The organism is Streptococcus infantis, from assembly GCF_047463655.1.
Lineage (GTDB): Bacteria > Bacillota > Bacilli > Lactobacillales > Streptococcaceae > Streptococcus > Streptococcus infantis_Z.
Genome location: NZ_JASHDM010000004.1, coordinates 69,148 through 80,114 on the forward strand (window position 1 = coordinate 69,148; position 10,967 = coordinate 80,114).

11 protein-coding genes are annotated in these 10,967 nt (G+C 37.3%); 10 read left to right on the plus strand and 1 reads right to left on the minus strand.

Annotated elements, in window-relative coordinates; genetic code table 11:
- The first annotated feature begins 223 nt into the window (after positions 1-223).
- Genes QM877_RS04950 through QM877_RS04985 form a run of 8 tightly spaced genes read left to right on the plus strand, consistent with a single transcriptional unit; the run spans position 224 to position 9,570 of the window.
- The gene (locus tag QM877_RS04950; RefSeq protein WP_000869759.1) at positions 224-523 is read left to right on the plus strand and encodes a hypothetical protein; all 300 of its coding nucleotides are present in this window, start codon (positions 224-226) and stop codon (positions 521-523) included.
- Complete coding sequence (locus tag QM877_RS04955; protein ID WP_000093681.1) at positions 513-1,001, plus strand: hypothetical protein; 489 nt, start codon at positions 513-515, stop codon at positions 999-1,001. Before QM877_RS04950 ends, QM877_RS04955 begins: the two co-directional genes overlap by 11 nt.
- On the plus strand, positions 1,001-2,878 hold the full coding sequence (locus QM877_RS04960; protein ID WP_002883241.1) for a VirD4-like conjugal transfer protein, CD1115 family: 1,878 nt from the start codon (positions 1,001-1,003) through the stop codon (positions 2,876-2,878). Before QM877_RS04955 ends, QM877_RS04960 begins: the two co-directional genes overlap by 1 nt.
- Before the next feature lie 20 nt (positions 2,879-2,898).
- Positions 2,899-3,141, plus strand: coding sequence for a hypothetical protein (locus QM877_RS04965; protein WP_000627865.1), 243 nt, complete (start codon positions 2,899-2,901; stop codon positions 3,139-3,141).
- Positions 3,142-3,157: 16 nt separating this feature from the next.
- Positions 3,158-4,012: a conjugal transfer protein TrbL gene (locus QM877_RS04970; protein ID WP_001054256.1), complete on the plus strand. Its 855-nt coding sequence runs from the start codon at positions 3,158-3,160 to the stop codon at positions 4,010-4,012.
- 53 nt (positions 4,013-4,065) lie between these two features.
- Positions 4,066-4,425, plus strand: coding sequence for a PrgI family protein (locus QM877_RS04975; RefSeq protein ID WP_001097589.1), 360 nt, complete (start codon positions 4,066-4,068; stop codon positions 4,423-4,425).
- Positions 4,376-6,733: a VirB4-like conjugal transfer ATPase, CD1110 family gene (locus tag QM877_RS04980; RefSeq protein ID WP_000824178.1), complete on the plus strand. Its 2,358-nt coding sequence runs from the start codon at positions 4,376-4,378 to the stop codon at positions 6,731-6,733. The genes QM877_RS04975 and QM877_RS04980 overlap by 50 nt, the downstream gene beginning before the upstream one ends.
- Before the next feature lie 11 nt (positions 6,734-6,744).
- Entirely contained in the window at positions 6,745-9,570 is a 2,826-nt protein-coding gene (locus QM877_RS04985) for a phage tail tip lysozyme (RefSeq protein ID WP_000653447.1), read from the plus strand.
- 30 nt (positions 9,571-9,600) lie between these two features.
- Here QM877_RS04985 and QM877_RS04990 read toward each other — a convergent pair whose 3' ends face one another.
- The gene (locus QM877_RS04990) at positions 9,601-9,789 is read right to left on the minus strand and encodes a hypothetical protein (RefSeq protein WP_196218623.1); all 189 of its coding nucleotides are present in this window, start codon (positions 9,787-9,789) and stop codon (positions 9,601-9,603) included.
- 18 nt (positions 9,790-9,807) lie between these two features.
- On the opposite strand from QM877_RS04990, the gene QM877_RS04995 reads away from it, so the two are divergent.
- Positions 9,808-10,374 carry a PBECR4 domain-containing protein gene (locus QM877_RS04995; protein ID WP_001263044.1) on the plus strand — a complete coding sequence of 189 codons (567 nt, stop codon included), beginning with the start codon at positions 9,808-9,810 and terminating at the stop codon, positions 10,372-10,374.
- Between the two features lie 151 nt (positions 10,375-10,525).
- Positions 10,526-10,936, plus strand: a complete 411-nt coding sequence (locus tag QM877_RS05000) for a thrombospondin type 3 repeat-containing protein (protein WP_000387491.1) — start codon at positions 10,526-10,528, stop codon at positions 10,934-10,936.
- The last annotated feature ends 31 nt before the right edge of the window (positions 10,937-10,967 follow it).

Genomic DNA, 10,967 nt, shown 5'->3' on the forward strand with positions numbered 1-10,967 from the left:
AATGTGATAAAAATTTCAACTACTCTTATCTATAATAAAGCTACCTGTTCTTTGAAAATTGAATCCACTCCGTCTTGATTAGCGTGCCTGTGTAAGTAGGGACTGAGAGTATTTCCCTGTGAAGGGCAACTGGCACAAGACGTGTGTGAGAATTTTCTAACAGACACGGAGTTTATCGTTACCAGACTTAAACGATGCGACAAACTAGATAAAGGAGTTAATCATGAAGGTAGTAAACTTGTATGATTTGAAACAAATGGGAAATAAAGGTGGTTGTACCATCCAATTGATTCATCACTTTCCCTTTGGTATGGGCTTAGGACATCTCAAAAAAGACTACATTGAGTTTAAACGTGTTGGTATCATTGATGGGAAAGCAGTAGAAGTTACTCTTCGAGAACCTTATTCGAGAGATTTACTGCAGGTTGTCAAGTCAATTAAGCAACGTCAGAAATTGATAGCTTATCGTTATAAAGAAGGAAAGCTGCTATTTGTGAAGAAGGAGGCATCAGATGTCCTCTGAACAACAGGAACGAATGGCAGTTCAATATGCTGAGCGTAGTCTTTTATTTACCGTCAAAAGTCTCTTAAAGATTCTAGAATGGTCTAGACGTCAGGCTTTAGCACAAGATTCCGCCTATAAGATAGGGGTACAGAAATTAGAAGAATTGCTACAATCTCCTTATTCGATTGATACGATTAATCTGAAAAAAGATTTTTTAGACAAACCAATTGATATAGAGAAATTTAAAGATTTTTTAGAAAAAGAAGAGATTCCTTTAGCCATCGCTTGGCAAGGGGATTCTCTGCATTTCTACACGAAAGACCGTTCGATTCTAGACAATCATTTAGACCATCTGTTAGAAAAAATGGTTAATGATCCGGAGAAATTAGCTGATTTTACCATGGATAAGTCAATAGACGATGCAATTGATGAGGCTAAATCCCAAATTACCTTTGCACAAGAAGGAGCCGTCAAACAGAAAGAGATGGTGAGATGATGTACAGTGGAAAGAAATTCCTATTATTCTCACTGTTAGGTATCTTACTAGGCTATCTTTTCCATCGTTTGACGCTTTTGTATGATTCCTATACTGGAAATAGCTTAGATAAATGGACTCATCTTCTGATGGAAGGTCAAGATGAAGTTCTTCAGTCGCCATGGAATGTTTCCTTTACTGGAAAATCAAGTGCTTTTTTTCTACTAGGATTTGTGATGATGTTGCTGGCTTATCTCTATTTAGAGACCGGTAAAAAACAATACCGAGAAGGGGTAGAATACGGGAGCGCCCGTTTTGGAACTCTAAAAGAAAAGAAGCTCTTTTACGGTAAAGAATTTTCTCATGATACGATATTAGCACAGGATGTTCGTTTGACATTATTAGATAAAAAACCACCCCAATATGATAGAAATAAGAATATTGCGGTGATCGGAGGTTCAGGAAGTGGGAAGACATTTCGCTTTGTGAAACCTAATCTGATTCAGATGAATAGTTCTAATATTGTAGTAGATCCTAAAGACCACTTGGCCGAAAAAACAGGCAAACTCTTTTTAGAAAATGGCTACCAAGTAAAGGTGTTAGATTTAGTCAATATGAAGAACTCAGATGGCTTCAATCCTTTTCGCTATATAGAGACAGAAAATGATTTGAATCGCATGCTGACGGTTTATTTCAATAACACCAAAGGCTCTGGATCTCGTAGTGATCCATTTTGGGATGAAGCTTCTATGACTTTGGTACGAGCTTTAGCCTCCTACTTGGTCGATTTCTATAACCCACCTAAAACAAGAGAACAGCTCATAGAAGAAAGTCGTTTAAGTCAAAAGGAATATCAAAACTTGTTGAAACGTCAAAAAAAAGAAGTGGAAGAGCGAAAAAAACGAGGGCGTTATCCAAGTTTTGCTGAAATCTCAAAACTCATTAAACACTTATCCAAGGGTGAAAACCAAGAAAAAAGTGTCTTAGAAATTCTATTTGAAAATTATGCTAAAAAGTATGGAACTGAAAATTTTACCATGCGAAATTGGGCAGATTTTCAAAATTATAAGGATAAGACTCTGGATTCTGTTATAGCTGTAACCACTGCTAAATTTGCCCTCTTCAATATTCAAAGTGTCATGGATTTGACCAAAAGAGATACCCTTGATATGAAGACATGGGGCCAGAAAAAATCAATGGTTTACTTAGTTATCCCAGATAACGATAGTACCTTTCGCTTTCTTTCAGCCCTCTTTTTTTCAACCGTATTTCAAACCCTAACAAGACAAGCAGATATTGATTTTAAGGGTCAATTGCCTCTTCATGTGAGAGTCTACTTAGATGAGTTCGCAAATATCGGAGAAATTCCAGATTTTGCTGAACAAACCTCAACAGTTCGTTCTCGTAATATGAGTCTCGTTCCTATTCTACAAAATATTGCCCAACTTCAAGGGCTCTATAAAGAAAAAGAAGCTTGGAAAACCATTTTGGGGAACTGTGATAGCTTAGTCTACTTAGGTGGGAATGATGAAGATACCTTTAAATTTATGAGTGGCTTACTCGGTAAACAAACCATTGATGTTCGAAATACTAGTCGTTCCTTTGGCCAGACAGGTTCAGGATCCCTTTCTCATCAAAAGATTGCTCGTGATTTAATGACACCTGATGAAGTCGGAAATATGAAACGGCATGAATGCTTGGTTCGAATTGCTAATATGCCAGTCTTTAAAAGCAAAAAATACAATTCCACTAAGCATCCAAACTGGAAGTACCTAGCCAATCAAGAAACCGATGAACGGTGGTGGAACTATCAGATCAATCCTTTAAATCAAAGACAAGAAAACCATCTTGAAGGCCTTAGAATTCGTGATTTAACTTTTGAATCTAGTTTAAAATAAAAATAGAAAAGAGGAAATAGATGATTACGCATTTTAAAGGTTTTGTTTATGGAGTAGACGCAAGTGCCATGTTTGCACAAGCTATGTCTTTGTTACAGAAGGGATTGATTGCGGTTGGTGCCTTTCTCGTTGTTGTGGGGATTGTCAATCTTGCAACCAACATTAAAGATGGTGGACCAGGTGTTCGGAATGCCATTCTGGAAATTGTCGGTGGTGTTATGGTAGGGGCTGCTGGAGCCTTTGTAACTCAAATTTCAATTTAGGAGGATAAACAATGACATGAATCTTAGTTTAGTCTCACCCTTTGTTTACCTTGCATCTGAAAAAATATCAGCTGAAAATTTATTTGAAGGATTTAATGTAGATTTACAATCTACGGTAGATCTGATTAAATCTCTATCTAGCTACAATCCAACCGTTTGGACTTATATGTCTAGTATTACTAAAAGTGTCATGCAACCTCTTGGAGTTGCGATTTTATCAGTGGTTCTTATCTTAGAATTTTCGAAGATGGCAAAGAAAATTGCTAACTCAGGAGGAGCGATGACCTTTGAAGCATTAGCGCCGATGTTGATTAGTTATATTATGGTTGCAGTTGTAATTACCAACACTACCGTCATTGTAGAAGCCATCATTGGGATTGCGAGTCATGCCATTGAACAAGTGGCCTCGATTGTGGCTCACGGTGGGGCAAAGTATGATACCATTTCTGGATTAAAAGGGTCAGGATTTATTGGCCGGATGATTGTGGGCTTTTTCGCCCTCCTCATTTGGCTAGTTCGGATAGTAAGTGCAGCCATGGTTAATCTTTTGGTATCTATTCGATTTATTCAACTATACCTTATGATCCCATTTGCCCCTCTTACGATTCCAACATTTTTAAGTGATGAATGGAAGTCTATTGGTATAGGCTATTTAAAAAATATTATGGTCTATGCAGTACAAGGGGTTCTTATTTTTCTGATTGTTTCTCTTGTTCCTTTATTTGAATCTGCTGGGAAAATAGCTGTTTCAAATGGTGCAGGAGTCTTGCAATCACTTGCGATTATGTTTGGTAGTTTGATACAAGCTATCTTACTGATTATTGCCCTCGTTGGTTCTCAACGTACGGCTCGCTCAATCTTAGGTATGTAATTAGATAAAGGCTAGGAAGTGAATGCTTCTTAGCCTTTTTAGAAAGGAAAGTCATGAATACACGTGTCTTTAAAGACATCTCAAAATACCAACACAGGGCTTGGTTAGGTTTTACCACAAGGCAAATCATATTTGTTTTACCAGCCTTTATTGTCACAATTATTGTTTTGGGCTTGAATCTCTTTTTCTGGCAATTTGGAGATTGGTTTGTTTACGGTTTTGTGTTTGCCTTTACCATCCCCCTCATGCTTTTTGGAGTCTATAAACCCAATGATTTATATTTTGAACATTATTTGAAATACCGTCTTCATTTTGAATTAACGGTTCCCCTACGCACAATTACAGGAAAGAAAGGACCTGAACATGAAAAGAAAATCAAATACATTAAAGAAACAAAAAACTTCAATGACTAATCAGAAAGAAGTAGTTAAAGGGAAAAAAGAGGAAGTGTTACCCTCTACAGCGAATACTCTTTCTTATCAAGCTCTGTATCAAAATGGTCTAATGCAGGTAAAAGAAGATTATTTCTCACAAAGCTATTTACTTGGTGATGTCAATTACCAAACTGTTGGTTTAGAAGATAAGGGCGCAATCATTGAGAAGTATTCTGATTTGATTAACTCTTTAGATGATCAAACCAACTTCCAATTGACTATCTTTAATAAAAGATTGAATTTAGAAAAGTTTAGACAAAGTGTTTTGTATGAGGAAAAAGAAGATGGGTATGATAGCTATCGTAAAGAATTGAATCGGATGATGAATCAGAATTTAGACAGTGGAGAAAATAATTTCTCATCTGTGAAACTGATTAGCTTTGGTAGAAAGGATTCTAATCCCAAACAAGCTTATCGTTCCCTGTCCCAAATAGGAGAATATTTCAAGAGTGGTTTCTCAGAAATTGATGCTCGCTTTGAATCCTTGGCTGGAGAAGAACGGGTGAACTTGTTGGCAGATATGCTAAGAGGAGAACACCATCTTCCTTTTTCTTACCGTGATTTAACGAGATCGGGTCAGACAACTCGTCACTTTATAGCTCCTAACCTCTTGGATTTTAAAAACAAGAATTACCTACAAATCAATGACCGCTTATTGCAGATTGTCTATGTCAGAGACTACGGTATGGAATTAGGAGATCAGTTTATCAGAGACCTCATGCAAGGAGATTTGGAATTGATTGTGAGCCTCCATGCTCAAAGTTCGACCAAGGCGGATGCCATGAAGAAACTACGAACGAAGAAAACCTTGATGGAATCCCAAAAGATTGGGGAACAACAAAAACTTGCTCGTACAGGTATCTATTTGGAAAAAGTAGGCCATGTATTAGAAAGCAATATCGATGAAGCTGAGGAACTCTTAAAAACAATGACCGAGACAGGAGATAAACTATTTCAAACGGTCTTCTTGATTGGGGTCTTTGGTAAGGATGAAGAAGAACTTAAACAAGCCCTAGACACTATTCAACAAGTGGCCGGCTCAAATGACCTAATGATTGATAAACTTCCATATATGCAAGAAGCAGCCTTTAATAGTTTGCTGCCATTTGGTTGTGATTTTTTAGAGGGCGTATCACGGAGTTTATTAACGTCCAATATAGCAGTGAACTCTCCTTGGACTTCAGTAGATTTACAAGACCGTAGTGGAAAATATTACGGGATCAATCAAATCTCAAGCAATATTATTACCATTGACCGCAGCTTATTAAATACACCGTCTGGTCTGATTTTAGGGACATCTGGAGCTGGTAAAGGCATGGCTACCAAGCATGAGATTATTACGACCAAAATCAAGGAATCTGGTGAAAATACTGAAATTATCATTGTTGATCCAGAAGCAGAGTACAGTGTGATTGGACGGGCTTTTGGTGGAGAAATGATTGATATTGCGCCAGATTCCCAAACCTATCTCAATGTACTTGACTTGTCTGAGGAAAATATGGATGAGGATCCTGTTAAGGTAAAATCAGAATTTCTTTTATCCTTTATTGGCAAGTTATTGGATAGAAAAATGGATGGGAGAGAAAAATCGATTATCGACCGAGTCACCAGACTCACCTATCAGTCATTTAAAGAGCCTTCTTTGGAAGAATGGGTCTTTGTCTTGAGTCAACAACCAGAAGAAGAAGCGCAGAATTTGGCGCTTGATATGGAACTATATGTCGAAGGTTCTCTTGATATTTTTTCTCATAAGACCAATATTCAGACAGGATCTAATTTCTTGATTTATAACGTTAAGAAGTTAGGAGATGAGCTGAAACAAATCGCCCTTATGGTGGTTTTTGATCAGATATGGAATCGTGTCGTACGGAATCAAAAATTAGGGAAGAAGACCTGGATTTATTTTGATGAAATGCAGCTTCTCTTATTAGATAAATATGCCAGTGATTTCTTCTTTAAATTGTGGAGTCGTGTCAGAAAATATGGAGCCAGTCCGACTGGGATAACCCAAAATGTCGAAACCTTATTGTTAGATCCAAATGGTAGACGGATTATTGCAAATAGTGAATTTATGATTCTCCTCAAGCAAGCAAAAAATGACCGAGAAGAATTGGTTCAACTCTTAGGATTGTCAAAAGAACTTGAAAAATACCTAGTCAATCCAGAAAAAGGTGCAGGACTGATAAAAGCTGGTTCCGTTGTAGTTCCCTTTAAAAATAAGATTCCTAAAGGTACTCAATTGTTTGATATCATGAGTACAGATCCTGATAAAATGGCTTCTAATTAAGGGGAAGGTAAATGAAGGATAAAAGAGAAATCATACGTGCCCGAAAGGCATTTAGAAGAAGTCTAATAGATGAGAAGAAATTCTTGAAAAAAGGAAAGAAGGAGGTGAAGAAACAGAAAAAAGATTCCGCTGTACTGGATGAAAAAAGATGGAAAAAAGAGATAAAGGAAAAGTTAGAGGAGATGAGAGAAGCTTCAAAGGCTAGAGTAAAACAAGCAAATGAAGACTACAATCATATTCTTCAAAATAGTCCTCCATCTCTTTTAAATCGCAAAGAACTAAGAGACAGACGATTGCCTCATGCTAGGAAACGATTGAAAATAGCCAAGAAGCAATATAGTGAAGCCAAGGTAGAAGCAAAAGAAGAAAGAAAAGAAGAAAGAAAAGAGAGTCGTAAAGAAAGAAAAAACAATCAAAAATTTCTTTATGGTCAGGAATCGAAACAAAAATCTAATTTTTTCTTTCAAGGGAAGAGTTTAGAAGAATTAAAAGCTAAGAAAGAAGTCAAGGCCGCAAAAGAGAATCTAAAATCTACTAAACAAGCCTATAAGTCCAAAAAAGTCAGTAGGAAAGCCAAAACTTTTCTTTATGTCCTTGGACGTGAAGGTGGAGAGTTAGCTTCAGAAAATGAAGATTTAGAAGGCTATCGCACACTTCAAGAGACCATTAGAAAAGGGAAACGCTACAGTCGGCTTTCTTATAATCTTGGGAAAGCTAGTGTCAAAACTGGACAAGTAACAGGTCGTTTTACCAAAAAAAGACTGACCAACACAAAAGAGCGATACCATCATTTTAAGGATGGAAAAGGATGGAAACTAGCGAAAGAGAATCCAAGTTCCTTTAAAAATCGGTTTCGAAAATTAAAGAAACAAGGTCTTACAAGTGTCCGAAATATCTATCAAAAACTAAAAGCAGCCTTTTCCTTCTTTACATTTGCGGCTGGAAATCCTGCAACATGGATAGTTGGAGGATTAGTCTTTCTTCTCTTACTTATGATGAGCTTCTTTTTGGGATTTTCATCTGCTAGTTTGATTCAACAAGATGAATTTGAATTAACAAAAGCTTATACCCACCTAACTTGGGAAGATGCAGAACATACTCGCACAAATGACAAAGGAATTACCTATTACACAAAAATTGATGATGTGATGGGGTATATGAACTTTAAATTCCATGACTATGAGTTACACAAACCAGTTCACTTGTTTAGTTCAGAAACTTACAAGGATTATCTATCTACTTTGTGGCATGATTTAAACGATGGGGATGATTTGAAATCCATGCAAGACCTCTATGAAACTCCTAAGTATAAACTATCGAAAGACGATCAAGAGGGAATAAAGGAACTAAAAGAAGAGGGTGTGTATGCTTCCATGCAGGAATTGGACAATCCATTTGAGGGGAAAAGCAACGAAGATAGTCTAACCATGGCTTATCGTTATGGATACTATGATTTAGACGGAAAACCTACTCTTCAGGAGTACATTCTACTAGAAGCGAAGGCTCACCAAACAATTGTCGCACCAATGGATGGTGTTGTATCTCTTGATGGTGATAATGTTATTCTCACTAATGGAAAAGGAGAGAATGAAAGTCGTTTAACCTTGTATTCCATTCATAATGGCCGTGCGATAGAGGGGACGAGAGTCTTAACTGGTGATATTATTGGTGAGACACCAGACGATACAGGTTTGAAAGTTTCCTATCAAAAGTATAAAAACAAGAAAGAAAAATTGGTGTATGTCAATCCGCAATTTTATTTTCCCAAAGTCATTCAACTTCAGACCACTATCTTACCTGCCATTGGTCAGTTTGGTGGAGATGAGTTTGAACGAGCAAAACATATTTATGATTTTTTGAAATCTCAAGGGGCAAGTCCCCAAGCCATTGCGGCTATTTTAGGAAATTGGTCTGTAGAGTCTTCTATCAATCCTAAACGAGCTGAAGGGGATTATTTATCTCCTCCAGTTGGCGCCACCGATTCCTCATGGGATGATGAAAGCTGGTTAGCGATAGGAGGGCCAGCCATTTATAGTGGTGCTTATCCTAATATCCTTCATAGAGGTTTGGGGTTAGGTCAATGGACAGATACCGCAGATGGTTCAACACGTCATACAGCTTTATTGAATTATGCACACGCCAAAAATAAGAAGTGGTATGATTTAGACCTCCAACTTGATTTTATGCTTCACGGGGATAGTCCTTACTATCAAAGTTGGTTAAAGGATTTCTTTGGAAATACGGGCAGTGCAGCCAATCTCGCCCAACTCTTCCTCACCTATTGGGAGGGAAATTCTGGTGACAAACTACTGGAAAGACAAACCAGAGCAACGGAATGGTATTACCAAATTGAAAAAGGCTTCAGCCAAACAAATGGAGGACAGGCAAAAAGTGACCCGCAATCCCTTGAAGGGGTTCGTGGGGACTTGTATGATCATTCTGTTCCTGGTGGTGGAGATGGTATGGCCTATGCCTATGGACAATGTACATGGGGGGTTGCGGCTCGTATGAACCAATTAGGCTTAAAATTAAAAGGAAGTAATGGAAAGAAGATTTCAATCATTAATACCATGGGAAATGGTCAGGACTGGGTTGCGACAGCGTCAAGTCTTGGAGGTGAAACAGGCTCTACACCAAGAGCAGGTGCTATTGTTTCTTTTGTGGGAGGTACACATGGCACACCAGCAGACTATGGTCATGTGGCTTTTGTAGAGAAGGTCTATGATGATGGTTCTTTCCTTGTGTCTGAAACTAACTATGGTGGCAACCCTAACTATACCTTTAGAAAAATTTCGCAAGCAGATAGTGCCATTAGTTTTGCCTATACTACGAAATAGAAGAGTTTACACTTGAAATTTTAACAATTTTCAGGTAGAATAAATAGTGTAGATGAGTAGTCGGCTCATGGTCAATCTGATAGTAATCTTGGACATAAGGGCCAAGCGGTGGCGGACACCAGAACGAAATCCGATAGTAATCTTGGACGTAAGGGCCAAGCGGTGGCAGACACCAGAATAAACCGACTGACTAGGTGGCTTACAGACTCTGTAAACCACCTTTTTTGTGAGGAAAATATGGCAAATTTTGAAGATTATCGTAATCCTAATTACACCGAAAAAATAAAACTTCAGCGTTTTTTTACCCAGTTACAAATTGCGGCTTCTTTTTTTAAAGAACACTTTGTTGGCAAAATCATGTATTATGAAACAGAAATTGAAAGTGTTGAACTTCATTTTTCACCTACTAATTTCATGCACCTATGTGGTGTTGATTACCGAAAAGGTGCAGGCAGTTTCTTTGACGATTGTTTAAATAAACATGTCATAATTGATGAGTTGAAAATAAAAAAAGATGGAACCACGATGCAAAAGTTACAAGTTTTAGGATCCATTGAGGAGTTATTGGGAAAGTATGTTCATCTAACTGGTTCAGGACGTTATTTGTATTTGGAGTTTGATTATGCTCTACGTACAAGAAAACAGATACTAGCATTAACATTGAAAGAGACATCTAGGAAAATTGTTCCTCAATCTTTATTAGATTTGAAGAGAAAGACAGTATTTCCAAAAGGTAAAAAAGTAATTTCAATTTACTCAAAACATTTACAAACGTCAGAACTTTTTTATTATTTAAAAGATTAGTTTACATATCTTTTGTGGCATAAAATATATTTTTATCATTTTAAGGAGAACGAGGTTTTGGCTCGTTCTCTTTTTTCGTTGTGATACTTCTTTCAAGGAATATTTGGTAGGATTGGAGTGAAAAAAGATTAACTAGGAAAGAAGGAAGTATATGGAAGCCATTTATCACCGTGATTCGGATCAAGATGGACTAACTGATGCTCAAGAATTGGCGCTAGGAACAAATCCTCTTAGCGCAGATTCTGATGGTGATGGACGTTCAGATTTAGTGGAAGTAGAAGAAGGAACAAATCCCTTAGAAAAGGATTTACAAGACATAGACCAAACAAGTATAACTGAACCGTCATCAGTATTTATGGAAATGAAACAAAAGATTTCAGATATGATGGAGAGTCACTACAAGGAATTTATACAGGCTCTGATTAGTATTGAAACAGGGATTGAAAATCAACAAGACCTAGAAGACTTATATACTTACTACATGAGAACAGATGCCGTTTCTCTTTTGTCTAGTGATTTAGAAACCAGTCCTCAAGAGGTTGAAATGGAGATAGAGTTGTAGGGGAATCATGTGATTCTCCTATTTTCGTATA

What these genes read in the sequence shown, in the direction of transcription:
- QM877_RS04985 (WP_000653447.1), top strand. Translation starts at nt 6,745, where the DNA reads ATGAAGGATAAAAGAGAAATCATACGTGCCCGAAAGGCATTTAGAAGA.
- QM877_RS04970 (WP_001054256.1), top strand. Translation starts at nt 3,158, where the DNA reads ATGAATCTTAGTTTAGTCTCACCCTTTGTTTACCTTGCATCTGAAAAA.
- QM877_RS04960 (WP_002883241.1), top strand. Translation starts at nt 1,001, where the DNA reads ATGTACAGTGGAAAGAAATTCCTATTATTCTCACTGTTAGGTATCTTA.
- QM877_RS04955 (WP_000093681.1), top strand. Translation starts at nt 513, where the DNA reads ATGTCCTCTGAACAACAGGAACGAATGGCAGTTCAATATGCTGAGCGT.
- QM877_RS05000 (WP_000387491.1), top strand. Translation starts at nt 10,526, where the DNA reads ATGGAAGCCATTTATCACCGTGATTCGGATCAAGATGGACTAACTGAT.
- QM877_RS04975 (WP_001097589.1), top strand. Translation starts at nt 4,066, where the DNA reads ATGAATACACGTGTCTTTAAAGACATCTCAAAATACCAACACAGGGCT.
- QM877_RS04995 (WP_001263044.1), top strand. Translation starts at nt 9,808, where the DNA reads ATGGCAAATTTTGAAGATTATCGTAATCCTAATTACACCGAAAAAATA.
- QM877_RS04965 (WP_000627865.1), top strand. Translation starts at nt 2,899, where the DNA reads ATGATTACGCATTTTAAAGGTTTTGTTTATGGAGTAGACGCAAGTGCC.
- QM877_RS04950 (WP_000869759.1), top strand. Translation starts at nt 224, where the DNA reads ATGAAGGTAGTAAACTTGTATGATTTGAAACAAATGGGAAATAAAGGT.
- QM877_RS04980 (WP_000824178.1), top strand. Translation starts at nt 4,376, where the DNA reads ATGAAAAGAAAATCAAATACATTAAAGAAACAAAAAACTTCAATGACT.